20 protein-coding genes and 1 other RNA gene are annotated in these 17033 nt (G+C 50.0%); 8 read left to right on the plus strand and 13 right to left on the minus strand.

Annotated features, from left to right (window positions below; translation table 11 throughout):
- Window positions 1–3: 3 nt before the first annotated feature.
- Complete coding sequence (locus tag ACFOLF_RS08880) at window positions 4–615, minus strand: rhomboid family intramembrane serine protease (protein ID WP_210046933.1); 612 nt, start codon at window positions 613–615, stop codon at window positions 4–6.
- A 100-nt stretch (window positions 616–715) separates the two neighbouring features.
- Between ACFOLF_RS08880 and tpx the strand changes: the two genes are divergently transcribed.
- On the plus strand, window positions 716–1234 hold the full coding sequence (gene tpx / locus ACFOLF_RS08885; protein WP_210046932.1) for a thiol peroxidase: 519 nt from the start codon (window positions 716–718) through the stop codon (window positions 1232–1234).
- Between the two features lie 85 nt (window positions 1235–1319).
- Here the strand turns inward: tpx and ACFOLF_RS08890 are convergent, their stop codons facing one another.
- The 4 genes from ACFOLF_RS08890 to ACFOLF_RS08905 all read right to left on the minus strand — a co-directional run bounded on the left by ACFOLF_RS08890 (window position 1320) and on the right by ACFOLF_RS08905 (window position 4795).
- Window positions 1320–1712 carry a DUF1499 domain-containing protein gene (locus ACFOLF_RS08890; RefSeq protein WP_210046931.1) on the minus strand — a complete coding sequence of 131 codons (393 nt, stop codon included), beginning with the start codon at window positions 1710–1712 and terminating at the stop codon, window positions 1320–1322.
- 199 nt (window positions 1713–1911) lie between these two features.
- A non-coding RNA gene (ssrS, locus tag ACFOLF_RS08895) (6S RNA) lies at window positions 1912–2095 on the minus strand.
- A 67-nt stretch (window positions 2096–2162) separates the two neighbouring features.
- Window positions 2163–2930, minus strand: coding sequence for a YesL family protein (locus tag ACFOLF_RS08900; protein ID WP_210046930.1), 768 nt, complete (start codon window positions 2928–2930; stop codon window positions 2163–2165).
- 251 nt (window positions 2931–3181) lie between these two features.
- Window positions 3182–4795, minus strand: coding sequence for a DEAD/DEAH box helicase (locus tag ACFOLF_RS08905; RefSeq protein ID WP_210046929.1), 1614 nt, complete (start codon window positions 4793–4795; stop codon window positions 3182–3184).
- Between the two features lie 179 nt (window positions 4796–4974).
- On the opposite strand from ACFOLF_RS08905, the gene ACFOLF_RS08910 reads away from it, so the two are divergent.
- The 3 genes from ACFOLF_RS08910 (at window position 4975) to ACFOLF_RS08920 (ending at window position 7538) form a co-directional block, all read left to right on the plus strand.
- The gene (locus ACFOLF_RS08910; protein ID WP_210046928.1) at window positions 4975–5793 is read left to right on the plus strand and encodes a YitT family protein; all 819 of its coding nucleotides are present in this window, start codon (window positions 4975–4977) and stop codon (window positions 5791–5793) included.
- Window positions 5794–5959: 166 nt separating this feature from the next.
- Window positions 5960–6154 (plus strand): hypothetical protein, encoded by a 195-nt coding sequence (locus ACFOLF_RS08915; protein ID WP_210046927.1) that lies wholly within the window; start codon window positions 5960–5962, stop codon window positions 6152–6154.
- A gap of 160 nt (window positions 6155–6314) precedes the next feature.
- The gene (locus ACFOLF_RS08920; RefSeq protein ID WP_210046926.1) at window positions 6315–7538 is read left to right on the plus strand and encodes a putative glycoside hydrolase; all 1224 of its coding nucleotides are present in this window, start codon (window positions 6315–6317) and stop codon (window positions 7536–7538) included.
- 188 nt (window positions 7539–7726) lie between these two features.
- Here ACFOLF_RS08920 and ACFOLF_RS08925 read toward each other — a convergent pair whose 3' ends face one another.
- Genes ACFOLF_RS08925 through ACFOLF_RS08940 form a run of 4 tightly spaced genes read right to left on the minus strand, consistent with a single transcriptional unit; the run spans window position 7727 to window position 10728 of the window.
- A complete protein-coding gene (locus ACFOLF_RS08925) occupies window positions 7727–8263 on the minus strand; it encodes an NADPH-dependent FMN reductase (protein WP_210046925.1) in 537 nt (178 codons plus the stop codon).
- A gap of 41 nt (window positions 8264–8304) precedes the next feature.
- The gene (pfkA, locus tag ACFOLF_RS08930; RefSeq protein WP_210046924.1) at window positions 8305–9273 is read right to left on the minus strand and encodes a 6-phosphofructokinase; all 969 of its coding nucleotides are present in this window, start codon (window positions 9271–9273) and stop codon (window positions 8305–8307) included.
- 31 nt (window positions 9274–9304) lie between these two features.
- Window positions 9305–10384: a tetraprenyl-beta-curcumene synthase family protein gene (locus ACFOLF_RS08935; protein ID WP_210046923.1), complete on the minus strand. Its 1080-nt coding sequence runs from the start codon at window positions 10382–10384 to the stop codon at window positions 9305–9307.
- Window positions 10385–10410: 26 nt separating this feature from the next.
- Window positions 10411–10728 (minus strand): hypothetical protein, encoded by a 318-nt coding sequence (locus ACFOLF_RS08940; protein WP_210046922.1) that lies wholly within the window; start codon window positions 10726–10728, stop codon window positions 10411–10413.
- Window positions 10729–10939: 211 nt separating this feature from the next.
- Here ACFOLF_RS08940 and ACFOLF_RS08945 point away from each other — a divergent pair, with 211 nt between their 5' ends.
- Together ACFOLF_RS08945 and ACFOLF_RS08950 are read left to right on the plus strand one after the other, a co-directional pair.
- Complete coding sequence (locus ACFOLF_RS08945) at window positions 10940–12268, plus strand: multi antimicrobial extrusion protein MatE (protein ID WP_379113982.1); 1329 nt, start codon at window positions 10940–10942, stop codon at window positions 12266–12268.
- A 10-nt stretch (window positions 12269–12278) separates the two neighbouring features.
- Window positions 12279–13472, plus strand: a complete 1194-nt coding sequence (locus ACFOLF_RS08950) for an MFS transporter (RefSeq protein ID WP_210046921.1) — start codon at window positions 12279–12281, stop codon at window positions 13470–13472.
- Window positions 13473–13557: 85 nt separating this feature from the next.
- Here the strand turns inward: ACFOLF_RS08950 and ACFOLF_RS08955 are convergent, their stop codons facing one another.
- The 4 genes from ACFOLF_RS08955 to ACFOLF_RS08970 form a co-directional block, all read right to left on the minus strand.
- Window positions 13558–14064, minus strand: coding sequence for a hypothetical protein (locus tag ACFOLF_RS08955; RefSeq protein ID WP_210046920.1), 507 nt, complete (start codon window positions 14062–14064; stop codon window positions 13558–13560).
- Window positions 14065–14284: 220 nt separating this feature from the next.
- Complete coding sequence (locus tag ACFOLF_RS08960) at window positions 14285–15010, minus strand: YebC/PmpR family DNA-binding transcriptional regulator (RefSeq protein WP_210046919.1); 726 nt, start codon at window positions 15008–15010, stop codon at window positions 14285–14287.
- A gap of 190 nt (window positions 15011–15200) precedes the next feature.
- Entirely contained in the window at window positions 15201–15398 is a 198-nt protein-coding gene (locus ACFOLF_RS08965; protein ID WP_188993153.1) for a cold shock domain-containing protein, read from the minus strand.
- 74 nt (window positions 15399–15472) lie between these two features.
- Complete coding sequence (locus ACFOLF_RS08970) at window positions 15473–16174, minus strand: methyltransferase domain-containing protein (protein WP_210046918.1); 702 nt, start codon at window positions 16172–16174, stop codon at window positions 15473–15475.
- A 194-nt stretch (window positions 16175–16368) separates the two neighbouring features.
- Here ACFOLF_RS08970 and ACFOLF_RS08975 point away from each other — a divergent pair, with 194 nt between their 5' ends.
- Both ACFOLF_RS08975 and ACFOLF_RS08980 read left to right on the plus strand, forming a co-directional pair.
- Complete coding sequence (locus tag ACFOLF_RS08975; RefSeq protein ID WP_210046917.1) at window positions 16369–16602, plus strand: hypothetical protein; 234 nt, start codon at window positions 16369–16371, stop codon at window positions 16600–16602.
- A gap of 129 nt (window positions 16603–16731) precedes the next feature.
- Window positions 16732–16911 (plus strand): hypothetical protein, encoded by a 180-nt coding sequence (locus ACFOLF_RS08980; protein ID WP_210046916.1) that lies wholly within the window; start codon window positions 16732–16734, stop codon window positions 16909–16911.
- Window positions 16912–17033 lie beyond the last annotated feature (122 nt).

Raw genomic sequence — 17033 nt, forward strand, 5'->3', positions numbered from 1 at the left:
CGTTTAGTAACGTTTTCTTTTGTTGATGGTATACCAGTCAAATCCATAAGCCAGAACAAACCCGGCAAACAAACCGCCTATATGAGCCCAAATACCAATTCCCGGTACAAAAACGGAGTATATGAGACCAAAAATCAAGATCACATAGACCGTTTTGCGGGATGCCTCATCCAGTGATTTCTTCATCAGGGCCAGATAAAGATAGGTGCCATAGATGCCGTAAATCGCTCCGGAAGCACCTGCTCCTGCCGTCTGAGCCTCCGCTATGGCGCTGAACAGGTTGCCGACAATTCCGCTGATCAGATAGAACAGCGAGTAATGGATATGCCCAAGCATCTTCTCCAGCGGAGGAGCAAAAATCAGAATGGCAAACATATTAAAGAACAAATGCTGAAAACCAAGATGAAGAAACACCGCCGTCACATAACGCCAAGGTTCTTCCAAGGAGAAATAATTCTCATAGGGATCGCTGTAAAATATGCCCCGCTCGAGCAGCGCATGGTTGCCGCTGAGCTCATCGACCAGAAATACGAGCAAATTCAGGGCAATAATAATCGCTGTGACCGGATACATCCGCAGATAGCCGCGAAAGCTTTCATATCGTAGAAAGATCATCCTTTTCCTTCTTTCTCATATATTGGACAACAGCAATTCATTATGATTATAATAAATTTGTTATGAAACATACAATTATTTAGAAGGAGGACGTTTTCCAATGGCACAAGAACGCACAGGCGTGGCTACCCTCAAAGGAAACCCGCTTACACTGATTGGTCCGCAACTGAAAAAAGGTGATGCAGCACCAGATTTTCAACTGAACAAATCATTGGTGGATGTCGTCTCATTAAAAGATTTCGCTGGCAAGGTTAAACTCGTTAGCGTTGTTCCCTCCATCGATACCGGCGTATGCGACGCTCAAACCCGCCGTTTCAACGAAGAGGCTGGCAAGCTCGGTGATCAAGTGGTCGTACTTACCGTCAGCGTCGACCTTCCGTTTGCCCAAGCGCGCTGGTGTGGAGCTGCAGGCGTTGAGAATGTGGTTATGCTGTCCGACTACAAAAACAACAACTTCGGTGAAGCTTATGGCGTACTGATTAAAGAACTTCGCCTGGACTTCCGCAGCATCTTCGTTATTGACAGCAATGATACCATTCAATACGTTGAAGTGCTGGGCGAAATGACCGAGCATCCAAACTATGAGAACGCGATTGAAGCGGTAAAAGCGCTCGTATAGATTACATACGGGTGAACAGGTGCAATGGTTGCGCGCCAATTCACAACAAAAGCGAGAGAAGGATTTTTCCTTCCTCGCTTTTTGTTTATATGCCAGATGTTTTATAAGCAGCAAGCTTCTTGTCAATCGTTCTGTAAATATCAAGAATCGTACGATAATTGGAACCTAGATCGCCGAGTGAACCACGTGAAGCCGAATAGATATCAATAGCGGATGTAACCGGATTCACACCAATCACTGACACGGTAATGTCCATGGTGCGACCCGTCATAGTACGTTTTTCGAGAACAATTTCTCCAACGGAAACGACCTCATGCAGTACTTTGTAGCCCTGCATTTTCTTCAATAAGGAGACAACTTCCTCCCACGCCTTATCCTTCGACAACTTGTAAAAATGGGATTTTAGCAATGGATCTTTCGCTTTATCGCCAGTCAGCTCATGACTGCGCAGCAACCCTATCAGGGTTCGCTTCAACAAAGGTGATCTCCCCCTCTAACGTCTATGTATGCTAACCAATATCATAGCATAATTCACACATTAAAAAAAAGGGGCTGCCCCCTTTTCTTGAAATATCAGCAAGGACCAGACAACGCGTCATTCCTACCTGATATCTTTATTGGGAAGAAAGCAACTATGCCATATCAGGATGCTTCAGCCGCTTCTTCTTAATTTTGAAAAAAAACCCGCTAATGCCGTCCGACCCGCTTGCTTCTGAACCCGCTCTCGCAGGTGGGTGTCCGCAGGAACGTTTTTGAGGTCCCCTTTCGAGGGCATGTCAGCCGCGTTCCGATCTAGGTCTCCCGGGAAACAGCCATTGGTTCAAAACAACGTAAAGCCGTAACGAGCAAAAGCAGGATGTACTCATTATTATAGAGGTTTTTGAATCAAAAGTAAACGTAAAGCAGCTGCTAATTTAGGGAGCAATCGCTAGCTGTCCTTTTTCACTTCTTCATTGAGATTCATCAATTCAGCCTCAGCTTCGGCTTCAGCGGCTTTCTCCGCCTGCAGCTGGAGCTTCGTATAAATCTGATAAAAACCCCAGAACGAAATGGCCGCAACGATACTGCCTGTGAAGAAAGGCACCAGGAACATCAGCTTAGGCGAGCTGAAGCTGATATAAACGACTACGCCGCACATGATGGCGGTGGACAATGAGCGGAAAGGACGGCCGATAGTCAGGAGCACTGCGTTCTTGAGCAGTTGGAACGTCTTCATATGGTAATGGACGACCATAGAGAAGAAGTTAAACAAGGAAACGGCAAGCAAGGCCATGATTGCAATGAATAAATAAGAAACCAGCTGAAGATACTCCAATTCTTTCAAGTATACCTGGAAATCAACAATCAGAATGGCGAACAAAATAACATACAAAATGCCGCCTATCATGCTTTGCAGATAGCTTTCCTTGTAATTCCGGAAAAATGTACGCAGAAGCGGGGCGTCCACTTCGCCCATCACCCATTTACGGGCAACTCCAAACATAGCCGCCGTTGCCGGAAACAACGTGAAAGGCGCTATGATACTTGACAAGACAACACTGCTCAAAAATTGATCGGTGTTCTGAGCCATAATGACTGGAAAGATCAAGAAAATATACGGTATAGAACATAAAATCCACAATACATTCGTAACCGATAATCTCATGATCCACTCCGAGATCTTGTACAGCCCGCCCATTAAGCCTCTCATTTCCATGATTGCCTGAATCCCCCTAAAGGCGTTTTTCGCAAGAAAACGCTACATCGTAAGTATGAGCCTTGGCGTTTCCGTAAGAAACGTGTACAGCAAGCGATTTCATTATTCTATATAACTATATAATAGGTTGCCCCTAATCGCCAACTCTTCATTCGTTCAACCCTTATACGAATCCATATTTTCCATTAAAATCAAGAAAAATGGGGCCACCCGCCCGATTGCTCGGCTATACGGATAGCCCCGGTTAACCATTAGTTGCGGTTGAAGTCCTCTGAAGATTGACGCGAACGGCGAGTATCGCTGCTGCTGCTGCGTCCCTGTGAGGAGCCTCTGCTTCCGCCTTGGCCATCACGGTCGCTGCGGTTGTAGCTGCTTCCGCTGCTGCTTCCGCCACTGCGGCTGCCGCCGTAGCCGCCGCGGCTATCGCTGCTGCGACCGCTGCTGCTTCCGCCGCGGGGACCGCTGCCAGTGCGGTTGCCGCCGCCAAAAGGTCCGCCGGAGAAACGACGGCCGCTCGAACGGACATCCGGTCTGCGTTTTTTAGCACGGATAGGATCTTCCGGTGTCAACTCGATGCTGACATCCTTCTTCTCACCCGTGATCAGCTTGATGGCTGCTGCAAGCAGGTTGACGGAATCATATTGCTCCAGTAACTGGATCGTGATCGCTTTGAATTCATTGATCGAATCGCTCTCGACAAATTCAAGAATCCGCTCAGCCGTCAGACGCTGTTTGCCTTCAATCGCTTCCGCAATGCTCGGCAGCGGCTTCTTGGCAATTTTGTGGCGCGTGACTTTCTCAATGAAATGCATGTGGTCAATTTCACGCGGAGTGACGAATGACCACGCTGTTCCTTCTTTGCCCGCGCGGCCTGTACGGCCGATCCGGTGAACATAGCTCTCCGGATCCTGCGGCAAGTCGAAGTTGATGACATGCGTTACGCCCGAAACATCAAGACCGCGCGCAGCAACGTCCGTTGCAACAAGTACATCGATGCTGCCGTCACGGAATTTGCGCATGACGTTGTCACGTTGATTCTGTGACAAGTCGCCATGAAGTCCGTCAGCGGAATATCCGCGTTTTTGCAGGGCTTCGCTAAGCTCATCTACCCGGCGCTTGGTGCGTCCGAAAATGATCGCCAATTCAGGTGATTCCATATCAAGCAAGCGGCTCAGTGCGTCAAACTTCTGACGTTCATGAACTTCAATGTAAGCCTGCTCGATCAGAGGCGCACTGATCTGGGTCGGAACGACGGAGACATGTTCCGGATTTTTCAGAAATTGCTGTGCCAGCCTCTGGATGTTAGCAGGCATCGTAGCTGAGAACAGCATGGTGTGGCGATTTTCAGGTACAAGAGAGAGGATTGTGGTAATGTCCTCCATAAAGCCCATGTCGAGCATTTCATCCGCTTCATCCAATACGACAGTTTGTACATCGTCCAGTCGAATGGTTTTGCGGTTAATATGATCAAGCAACCGTCCGGGTGTTCCGATAATGATTTGCGGCTTCTTTTTCAAGGAGCGAATTTGTCTTCCGATCTCTTGTCCGCCATATATCGGCAGCGAACGAAGACCTTTGTAACGGGTAAGCTTTCCGATCTCTTCCGAAACTTGAATGGCAAGCTCGCGGGTCGGGGTCATGATTAATGCGACGATACGCTCTTCGGTTACCGGAATCTTGTTAACGAGCGGGATTCCGAAGGCGGCCGTTTTGCCCGTTCCTGTCTGAGCTTGACCGATCAAATCGGTACCGGTCAGCGCAATTGGAATGGCTTTTGATTGGATGGGAGTGGATTCTTCAAACCCTAGCTCCGTGATGGCTTGCAAAACTTTAGGTTCCAAGCCGAATTCAGCAAATGTTTTCAAACTTTTTCAATCTCCTTCTATCTGCACTCTACAGAAAATATACAGTTCATTATAGCACAACATCTTGCATGAATACCAGTAAGTCGAAAGTACGCATACTATTTACACACACAATCCCCGCGGCAGCAGCGAAAGGACTTGATGTCAAGCGCATGCAAATAAGAGGTGAATCACAACAGATGAAGAGACTCCGCACGGCGATTGTCATGCTTCTGAGCTCGGCCCTGATCGCCTTTGGCTTCAACCAGCTCCTTATTCCGCTGAAGATGATCAGCGGAGGCGTATCAGGAATAACCATGATTATCGGCTATGCCACAGGCTTCAATATCAGCTGGCTTTATTTTGTGCTCAATATCCCTGTTTTGATCTGGGGCTGGAAGATCCTTGGCCTTCGTTTTGTCGGCTGGAGCATCTTCTCTGTCGTTACGACTACTATTGCCATCCAGCTTATTCCAACTGAGGCGGTTGTGAATGATCTCACGCTTGGAGCTGTCTTCGGGGGCGTTGTGGTGGGCTTCGGCAGCGGGTTGTCGCTTCGCGAAGGCGCTTCAACCGGAGGCTTCGATATTGTTGCGACCATTTTGACCCGTAAACGGGATTTATCGATCGGCATGCTTATTTTTGTCATGAACGGGAGCATCATTATTGCGCTTGGTTTGTTGACTGGCGACTGGGATGCCGCCCTCTATTCGCTGCTTTCCATCTTCACAACCGGCAAAGTCATTGACCTGATCCACATCCGCTATGTCAAGATTACCGCCTTCATCATCACCAACTGCGCCCAGGAGCTGCGCAAGGAGCTGCTGCCTCTGCAGCGCGGCATTACCGTTATCCGAACCCGCGGCGGATACACGGATGCGGAGAGGGACATGCTTATGACTGTAACAACCCGCTTCGAGCTGCCGGAACTAAAAAGAATTATCCAAAAAACGGATCCGGCCGCTTTCGTGAATATCGTCGAAACCTTGGGTATCATGGGGGACTTCCGCAGAACCTGACCTAAGATAGCGTTGTTTGTCTCCTGCTGCAGAAAGCGCGGCAAATATGGAATTTTCCGTATACCCCTAGGTTTTTCGCTTCGCTGCTGTTATAATAATGCTACCCCGCAGATTTGGTTCTTGCCATACGTTTTTGCCCTCCATTACGATGAAAGGGTGATGCTTGATGGATATGGAAACGGTCAAACTGTTGATGATTGTGGAAAAGCTGGTTCCAGAGCTAGTGCCTTTTCTCACGGAGCGGGAATTGAACCTGAATATTGTGCTTCGGGACGGACTGTCATTACTGGAACCGGGAGATGCGATGGAAATCGTGCAGCACAGTATTGTTGAGCATCAAAAAGCAGTGTACTTGCATTAAAATAAAGGCGGCGGGAACGTATTTATACGTTCCCGCCTTTTTTTTTGCCCGGCGCCGATTAGATCTTCTCCGATTGCTTTAATATCCTACAAAATACCTCTGTGCCTCTTTCTATAACTGAATTATAATTAATGTACAGAGCCAAATGGGAGAGAACACAATGGATGCCATTATTTCAATTATGCTGTTATTGTTTCATGTTTTATCCGGAGGAACGGCTCAGAGCGGGCAAGAGAGTGCTTCCACTTCCCAACTGCTAAGCACTTTATTTGCCGGTCACGGTCCCGCGCAAACGGGTCAGGGAGTACAAACCGGAACGGGTGCTTCAAGCGGGGCAGGCACTTCGGACTCCTCCACCGGTTCGATTCTGGTGAAGAAAGACCCCCAGCCGGATGCTCCCAAGGTAAAAGGCGTCTATGTGACGGCCTACAGTGCCGGCGGCGAGCGGATGGAAACGCTGCTCAAGCTGCTCGACAGTACCGATTTAAACAGTATGGTTATCGATTTGAAGGATGATCTGGGCAACATTACATACCCCACGGAAAATCCGGAGCTTCTGAGGCTGGGCTCGCCCAAGAAGTATATCCGCGATATCTCCGCCATGATGGATCGTTTGAAGCAGCATAATGTCTATCCTATCGGCCGGATCGTTGTTTTCAAGGATACGGTGCTCGCCACCAAGCATCCGGAGCTTTCCTTTCGCCAAAAGGATGGGAGCATCTGGAAGAACGGCAACGGGGACAGCTTCGTTAATCCTTATATGAAGGAAGTATGGGATTACAATATCGAAGCCGCCAAGGAAGCCGTCAAGCTCGGCTTCAAGGAGATTCAATTTGATTATGTGCGTTTCCCCGAGGGCTTTGAGAATAAAGCGGATTCCCTCGTATTCCAGCACACTAAAGAAAGCCGCGTCGATACCATCGCCGCATTCGTCAAATATGCCAAGTCACAGCTGGAGCCGCTTGGCGTCCGCGTATCCGTGGACATTTTCGGCTACGCCGCCTCGGTTCCGGCAGCCGAAGGAATCGGTCAGGATTTTGTTAAAATTTCCAAGCATGTCGATGTGATCTGCCCGATGGTATATCCCAGTCATTACAGCACAGGCTGGTTCGACGTGAAGGACCCCGACAAGGATCCATATGCAACCATTAAAGGCTCCATGGCCGATACGCATAAGAAGCTGGATCCGATCGGTTCCTACAAGCCGGTTATCCGGCCGTGGATTCAGGATTTCACCGCCAGCTGGCTGGGCAAAGGCCACTACATCCAATACGGCAAGGAACAGGTGCAGGCGCAGATTAAAGCGCTGCATGATTCCGGAATCGATGAATTTCTACTCTGGAACGCAGGCAACAAATATACGGCTGGTGTAGATTATAAATAAGAAAAAACGGCTCAGCTGCCAAAGGGCAGCTGAGCCGTTTTTTACACCTGATACATAAGCAAGATTTGGCATTCCTGTGCTTATTCTATAAGAATGCCCCGCACAGCCAGCAGCTGTGAAAATGAAATTTCACAGGCTGCCAGGCCTTTGGCAGGGCTTTTTTAACTATAAGGGCCGTCTCTAATCTGTTAATCCTTGAGAAGCTTCTGCGCCAGCTCCAGAAAATACTTGACGGCGTGATGAATGCGAAGCTGAACGCCCTCTGAAGCAGGTGCGCCGTCAGGACCAAACTCACGCTGCGCTCCGCCCACCGAGATCCATTCCGGGCAATTGATTCCGTGCACATTGCGGACAATCGTCTGCAGATGCTGCAGCGAATTGACTCCTACCGCACCGCCAGCCGAACTGATTGACAATACGAGTTTGCTGTCAAATTGCTCTGCGCTGAGAAAATCAAGAGCGTTCTTCAGCGCGCCGGAAATACTGCCGTGATACTCAGGCGTACTAAGTACAATTGCATTGGCCTCAAGTACAGCCTGGCGCAAGGATATTACCTCTGGAACCTGGACAGCATCATCCGAGCAATAAATCGGAAGACGGTGCTGATGCAGATCCACCATATTAACCTCGTGACCCTGTTCTTGCATCAATCCAGCCGCATATCGGGCCGCTTTTGTGCTTGAAGCTCCAGCCCTGGTGCTTCCCGCAATAATAACAATTTTCATATAAGTATCTCCTTTGATTCAATGAAATTATTAAGGCTTGCTTATTGGGACAAGCGCAATGCGAGATTGTACAGATCCATGTTAAAAGGCTTCTTCGTATTTACCACTTTATCGATATCGGTTACAGTCAGTTCTCCGCGGATGATGCCGCAGCCTTTGCCTGATTCGCCTTCCATGAGCATGCGTACCGCAAAGTCCCCCAGCTGACTGGCTAGAATCCGGTCATTATGCGTCGGGTTGCCGCCGCGCTGAACATGACCCAGAACGGTAACGCGCGGATCTACGTCGCAGCGCTCTCTTATCCCCTGACCGATCTCTTCTCCGGTGCTGGCCCCCTCTGCAACGACAATAATACTGTGCCGCTTGCCTGACAGGAAATTTTCCTTCATCCGGTTTGCGACCTGATCGATGTCAAACGGCACTTCAGGCACGATGATCGTTTCCGCTCCGCTCGCAAGTCCGGCGAACAATGCGATGTCGCCGCAGCGCCGGCCCATAACCTCAACGACTGAAGAACGCTCATGCGAGGTCATCGTATCACGGAGCTTGTTAATGGCGTCAACCACGATGCTCACCGCAGTATCGAAGCCGATGGTGAAATCGGTGAACGGAATATCATTATCGATCGTTCCCGGCAGTCCCATCGTCTTGATGCCGAGCTTGCTCAATTTGTTCGCCCCTTGGTAGGAACCATCGCCTCCGATTACAACAAGACCGTCAATCCCGCGGTCACGCAGCACTTCCGCTCCCCGCTGCTGACCTTCCGGGCTTAAAAATTCCTTGCATCTTGCCGTCTGCAGAATCGTTCCTCCGCGCTGAATAATATCTCCGACGCTGCGCAGATCCATTTGCCGTAAATCATTGTTTAACAGCCCCTGATATCCCCGCTGAACGCCATATACCTCCAGACCATGGTACAGCGCACTTCTTACCACGGCGCGCACCGCCGCATTCATGCCCTGCGAATCTCCACCGCTCGTGAGTACGGCAATCGACTTGACTGCTGACATTTCAATCCACTCCCTGTCTCTTATCTATATCTTAAGTTTGCCGCATTCTGATCCAGACGCTGTTCCCCAAAAAAAACAATCGTGTAAGAGGACTTCGTCTCATCAGATGTTTGGAAACGCGACGTACGTCCGACTGTTCCCGCACCTTCGGATCCGACAGGTACAAGGCGAGCAGTCCTTCAATAATCATGGTATGAAACTGCCTGCACGGCAGCGCCTGCACATCCTTGCGCGCTCTTGCTGCAATCTCGCCGATTCTCTCCACAAGCTGCGATTGATCTTCGTAATAATTGCAGAAGTTCAAATCCCCGCCGATACGGTCTTCTTCCTGGTCGATTAAATAGTCCAGCATAATGTGAAGTCCGCATACATGAGGAAAGTAGGCGTCCCGGATCAACAGGGCATCCTGCTTCGCAAGCCCATCCTCGGAGGCCGCAAGAAAAAGAACAAACATCCCAAGTGTGGACCCTGTTGCAGCAGCAAACTCGTTCCACTGCAAATGGGGGACCTTCTGGCTGTGCTTCTCCCACCACCCTAGCAGCTCGGGTTCACGGCGGTTTTTGACAATATGCTTGTACACCTGTAAATCGCCATAGAGGCCGACCAGCTCGGAGACAGGCGACTGAACGCTGCTATAGGAAGGAAGCTGCCGTATGCAGCTCTGACAGGTCTGCACCAGCCCGTGCAAATACCCCCCATCCTCCCGTTCATTGCGCAATGCGTAATAATCACGCAGGGGAGCTCCGGGATCAACCGCATCCAGCATCGCCTGATGCAGCAGCCGAAAATCGCCCTCGTCCTGCGATGTACTGCGGTCGCACAGATTATCCAAATAATCGCTGATCGTCTGAAGCGCTACGATAAGCGGAACGAGAACATGCCGCTGCTGAAGATTGGCGGCGGCGTAGATTCCTCCACCCTCGCAATGAAATTGCTTGTCTCTCATACTGGCGAGCGCTTGTGTCCGCAGTTCGTCATCGGGTATCTGCCCGGCAATCATCCTCAGCCGTCCAAGCTCGGCCCTAACCTCGGGAAGTACATATTTATACACCCGGTACATAAGCGAAACGGGTGTTTTCGGTACATGACGAGCGTGCGCCAACATTTTCATTCAAGCGCCCTCCTTGAACCCTTCCTTCAGAAATGGCTCCGCGTCTCAATCTCCTGATTGATGCGATACCAAATATGCAGATCATTAATCCGGCTTGCAAGCTCCGCGATTTCTGAATTAATGCAGCAGGAAGTCTCGAAATCTTCTTCCTCGTATAATTCCGCCTGTTTCACATTTATTAACCGTTCATAAGCAAAGACACGATCCGGGATCGTGCCGCGAATAATTTCCCATTGCGTAACTATGGATGAACGCGCTTGTTCACTATAGCTTTCCCATTCCTGATTCAGTTCAGGCAGTGCGATCCCGAGGCGTTCGTTCCATATAAAAATGTCATCCACCATAGAAAACCTCCAACCATTAATGTACCATTTCATAACGCACAAATCCAGCGCGAAAACATGTTCGTGCAGCCCGTTTCCACCACCCGGAACAAGGCGGAATCTTGCAGCCGCCCACAATTTTAATCGAACGGCAAGCTTGGGGCCTCTACGCCCTGTTCATCCATGCTATACTGTTTACCATAATAAATAACATCAGGGAGACGAGTCAAAAATGATTCAACAGCCGGGCACAGTTACGATGGGACAGCTGTGGCGCTTTTTTTTACCGCTTGGCATTTCAGCAAGTCTCGTAACGTTGTCGCATGTCATCATTAACAGCACGTTATCGCGAGCGGACAACCCCGAACAAATTATTGCCAGCTATGCGATAGCCATGAGCCTGCTCATTATAACCGAACGGCCGGCCGTACTGCTGCGGCAGACAAGCTCTACGCTTGTAAGGGATAAACGTTCCTTCCGGTCCATGCTGCTTGTCGGACAAGCCGTGTTCGGAGCCATCATGGCGCTTGGCCTGCTCATCTGCTATACGCCGCTTGGCGTCTGGATCTTCCAGGGGGTGTTCGGGGCTGATGAGTCGCAGGTTCCCGACATCATAGATGTTTATCAGGTGCTGATGTTTGTGAGCTTGTTCTCGGGGATCCGCTGCTTGTATCAGGGCGTCATCATTTATAATCTGCGGACCAAATGGCTGACCATCGGGATGAGCGTACGCCTTCTGGGGATGTACGGATTATCGTTGTATTTTATCCATACGGGGGTGCACAGCAGCTCGGTAGGAGCGGTTATTTTCCTAGTCGGCATGATCATGGAGGCCGCTATGAGTTATGCGGAGGGACGCCTGCTGGTCCGCCAGATGCCCGATGAAGCGGAAGGACACACCATTAAGTCGGGCAAGCAGGTGTTCTCTTTCTATCGTCCGATGCTGTTCTCTACCTTTCTCGCTGTGTGGATCGGCCCTTCCATTAATGCATTTCTGGGCAAAACCTCCGACGCTGCGCTGGCCATAGCTTCCTTCGCGCTCGCTGCGAGTCTCGTGCAGCTGGTCACCAGCTTTTTCAGTTATTTTCATCAAATCGTCCTTAATTTCTATCGAATTGACCGGGATGCGGTCCGCCGCTTCACGCTGGCCTTCGGCTTCATTCCGCTGGCGCTTGTAAGCAGCATCGCCTTCCTGCCCTTAGGCGACTTTATCGTCGGCGATATCATGGGGGTGCAGGGAAAATTAAAGGAAGAGACGCTCCGGGCATTAAAGCCCTTCGCTCTGTTCGCCCTGGCCATGCCCTGGCTGGATATGTTCAACGGCATCATCATGGTGCGGGGCCATACGCGGGTGATGCTGGGCTCGCAGGCCTCCAATCTGCTGTTCACCGTCACAACGATTGTTCTGCTGGTGTCGCTTGCTCCCGGCTGGAACGGAACAATCGGCGCCTGCGCGCAATCTGCCGGCCTCGCCGCTGAATGCATTTTTGTTGCATTGGCGATCAGGCGAGGCCGCAAATCAAACCGGATTATAGCCGGAAAAGTATTGGATATGGAGTGACACACACATCATGAATTCATCAAACCCGGTTCTCACCGCAGCCGGACGGTCGCAATCCGCAGCAAAAGAAACCCTTATGCTCCGCATGTTCAGTTTTGCCATGTTTATGACACAGGCCATTGTCGTATCTTATTTACCGCTTTATTTTCTGGATCATGGCTATAACGCCTCCCAGATCGGTATCATCTATTCCATCGGACCGTTTATTTCGATATTTTCTACTCTTCTGTTCGGAGCGGCCAGCGACAAATACCGTACGCTCAAAAAGATTATGACCGTCATTCTGTTCGGCCAACTCGTGATGCTCTCGCTGCTGTTCACGACCCAAACCTTCACAATAGTCTGTGTCATTATGCTGGTCTTCTATTTCTTCCAGACGCCGATGAACCCGCTGAGCGACAGCCTGATTTTGTTGTCTAGCCAATATACAGGCACCCCTTATGCGCTAGTCCGTATTTTCGGTTCGCTGGGGTTTGCCTTCATGGCGTTTTTTATGGGGCAGCTGCTGAGATTTACGGGATCTTGGGCAAGTCTATTGGTCGGCGTATGTACGATAACAGTCTCCTTCGTGCTTTCGCTGGGGCTGAAGGATTATCAGGGCTCGCTCAAAAAGATGGATTTCTCCGGTTTGTTCAAAATTCTGCGAAAACCCGATATCGTTATTTTTTTCGTGCTGATTCTCGTTATTTCCATTTCGCACCGGATGTATGAGGGGTTTCTGGCGGTGACGCTCCGGCAGATGGGAGCAAGCGATTCCCTCGTCGGCGTGGCATGGCTCATATCGGCGGTTAGCGAAATTCCGGTTTTCTTCCTGCTCGGCAAATATGGCCACAAGTTCAAGGAGCTTCCGCTGCTCGCAATCGCAAGCCTCATGTACGCGATCCGCTTCTGGCTGGTCAGTGAGATCCAGTCGCCGATCTGGATTATCCCCGTGCAGGCGATGCACAGCATCACCTTTGGCATCTATTTTACGACGGCGCTCAGATACCTCTCCACGATCATTCCCGATGAGTACCGCTCTTCAGGACAAGCCGTATTTACCGTGGTATGGGCTGGCATCGCCGGCATTATCAGCGGCACGGTGGGCGGCCCGATCTTTGATCATTACGGAAAAGGCGCCTTTTTCCATATGGCGATGATACTGGCCTTGATCGCGGCGGCAAGCTTTTTGGCCAAACATATTTTCTCCCGCTCCAGCGTTTAATGCCAAGCTGCTGCAAATTCAAATGAAACGACCCTGGTTCCTTGATGAACCGGGGTTATTTTCTGATTTACCCGCTGCGCTAAAATCATTTTCTTGGGACGCGTTTCCCCCATGGTTTAAATACCGACAATATAAACAATGCCAGAAGAGACAACAGCTGCATGATGATGCCATTGATCAGAAAGGCCCGATTCACCAGAAAGTCTGATTGGCCAAGAGCATTCAGTCCGTCTGCACCGGTGATTGCTGCGGCTTTAAGCGACCACATATATATGCCTGCCATGCCCAAACCGATTGAAGCCACCGTCAGCAGCAGCTTGGCGATAATCCAGTAATATTTGAACAGCCCCCAATGAGTAAGCAGCGACAGCAGAACACCGGTGACAACAGCACCGATTGTAGAGGCCCGGATCGATGTCTCGGCCAGAAGCAGCATGCTGGCGTAGCACGCCTTCAGCACCCCCTCATCGGAAGTGGAAGCCGCAACCAGGCTCAAGATCAGGAAGGCTACCGTCACGCCAAGCATAATGGCGCTAAAAAGCAGATGGAGCGTCAGCAGCCACTTCTTTGTACCTCCCGAAATTCGATGCATGTCCGTATTCATCTCCTTCATCCCGCATGCTTCCCATTGTAGGATTCAGTTCTTGATTCCTTCTAAATAAGTTCTAAACAAAGTATAAAAAAAAGCCCTTTCCAGCTGTTCGCGCAATCAAAAGCCGCGAAGCCGGAAGGGGCTGGTTTGAACTATAAAAGCAGTAACAAGACGGCCGTATTTGAACAATCGGAACAATCAGAGTCGGTCCGGTGAACTTCTATTCATCCTCATCGATTTCGAAGTTGGCAAAAACGTCCTGCACGTCTTCATTGTCTTCAAAAGCGTCCATCATCTTGAGCAGCTTCTCGGCATTCTCGCCTTCCGCTTTGATCGTGTTTTGAGGCAGCCAGCGGACAGCGGCGCTGCTGAACCCGTAACCGTCATGCTCAAGCGCCCCTTTCACCCGTTCAAACTCCTGCGGGTCGGTGAGAATCTCATAGCTGTCGTCATTCACGATAACATCCTCCGCCCCGCCTTCGAGCGCCATCATAATCATCGTATCTTCATCGGTGTCATTCTGCTCCCGGTCAATGACGATCAGCCCTTTCTGATCAAACATATAGGCGACGCAGCCGGACTCCCCCATGTTGCCGCCCCGCTTGTTGAAGATGGAGCGGACATCCGCAGCCGTACGGTTGCGGTTATCGGTCAAACAGCGCACCATAATGGCCACGCCGCCGGGGCCATAACCTTCGTACATGATTTCTTCGTAATCCACGCCATCTGTACTTCCTGCCGCCTTCTTGATGGCGCGCTCGATATTATCAACCGGCATCTGCTCGGCCCTTGCCGCGGTTATCGCCGTTTTGAGAGCAAAATTGGATTCCGGATTAGGTCCTCCCTTGCGGGCATGTACATATATTTCGCGGGCGAGTTTGACAAATTTATTATTTTTAGCCTGGTCGGCCTTGCCTTTGCGGTCTTTAAACAACTTGAATTTCATTTTCAAATCGCTCCCCTTAAGGTGAATTCCAACCCTCATTTTATCATCATGCAAGCCTCGGGGTCAAAGCATTCGGGGCATTGGCGCAAGCAGCCTGCGAACATTCCAGGCCTCCCATAAGAAAAACCCGACAATAAATTGTCGGGTTTTATATACGTTGGGACATGTGTTTGTGCGATTGTGTCCGATCCTACAACTTCACGACGTTGGCAGCTTGTGCTCCGCGATTGCCTTCAGTGATATCAAATTCTACAGCCTGACCTTCATCCAACGACTTGAAGCCATCTCCTTGAATTGCAGAAAAATGTACGAATACATCTTCTCCGCCTTCGACTTGAATGAAACCATAGCCTTTCTCTGCGTTAAACCATTTTACTGTTCCTGTCAATTGAACAACCTCCTAAAATAACGTCATTAAATGACGTGTGTTTCCATTATACACCTAATATGGGGCAGTTGCAATTACATCCCGATAAACAATCCGCTCTCGGAGCCGGGAATAAAAGGAAGTCCGGTCCGGAACAATTCCGCCTTTCCGCCTTCAGCCTGAATCATTTCAAGAAGCGCATCCAGATGCGGGTATATCTCCCCGCTTAGAGACATTAGGGGATAGATGCGAATGCCTCCTCCTGGACGGCAAACCCTCATCATCTCCAGAACCGCTTGCCTATGGAAAGCAAAATCAAATTGTTCTTCATATAAAAACAGAAAGTGGCTGCACAGAACAAGGGAGAAACGCCGGTCCGCAAAGGGCAGTGCCGGAAGACTTCCAGCCGCATAACATCGCGCTCTGGCCTCAGGTTCACCGTAATGGGCGGCAAACCGTCCAAGCGACTTCTCGCGCCCGGCTCTGTGATTGCTCATATTGCCGTAATAGGACATATCGAACTGATCTGTAAGACCCTCAAGCTTAGCCGTCGAGAGGGATATTTCCGCCTCGGCTTCGGTGAATAACCCAGCCGGGTCAAGCGCATACCGCGGATCAACCGCCATCGCCTTGAAGCCCAAGCCGCTTGCATCCGCTGTGAAGGACGAACCGCCGGATGCAATGTCAAGAATTTCTCCTGCCTTGAGCTCATCCTCAGACAAATCAAACATCCTCACATATTCCTCAAATCCCCGGCATGTCACTGCAACGCCGACCTGTTCATACCTTTTCTTCATCGCTCTTCTCTCCTCTGCTCGGCTCATCTCAACTCAAAACCCGGCTAAATGCTCTCTTCCCACTTCAAAACCAGGAGTATCAAGTACTCCGCTAAAAAAGGTGAACAAATTTTATCACGAAACTTATTTGATTTCTACCCCCTGTATTCGCTATGATTGATGGATACGCCACTATGCTGGAGGGAATGTACCGTATGTTTAAGAAAGTACAAATTTATAAAACGGACAAGTATAATATGCTGAACGTCGAGGTTCAGGGGAAAACGCTGATCGTCCGGGAAATTTCCGATCAATGGGGCGAGGAATGCCACACATTCGTCAGCCGCCCGGAAATGCTCCACTGGGCCGAGAACCGCTTTAAGCCCGAGAGCTTTGAAGGCCGCGAGGAAGAGCTTGCAGCGATTATGGAAGGCTTCCGCTCTGTCTAGTGCAGATGCCGGGGCATGTTTCTTCCTGAAGGATTGAAGGAAAATTCATCCTGTATATCGAAGACATACAAGGCGGGTCATAACCAGCCTGCCGGCTGAATAGGTTGTGCGGAGGGAGCTTGAAAGAAATTGGATACGACAGCTACGATTATTTTTATCGTCGCGGCTTTTTCGCTGGGCATCCTGATCATTATGCAGCGCAACAACATACCCGCGAGCCTGCGAAGAGGCCTCGCAATCGCCGCAATTGTTTTTATCGCGTTTGCTTTTTTCCTGATTGTTTATAGTTTAACTACGATGGGGTCATAACGAGACTGTTCGCGGGCAAGACTAGGTGCAGACTGTACCTAGGAGCGTGAACCTCAATCATGAAGTGGCTTCCCATTGTATTGTCGTTGTCCCTGCTGCCCGCCAGCAGCGTGTCCTTGCAC

It is taken from the genome of Paenibacillus sepulcri (genome assembly GCF_042647105.1).
Taxonomy (GTDB): domain Bacteria; phylum Bacillota; class Bacilli; order Paenibacillales; family Paenibacillaceae; genus Paenibacillus_Z; species Paenibacillus_Z sepulcri.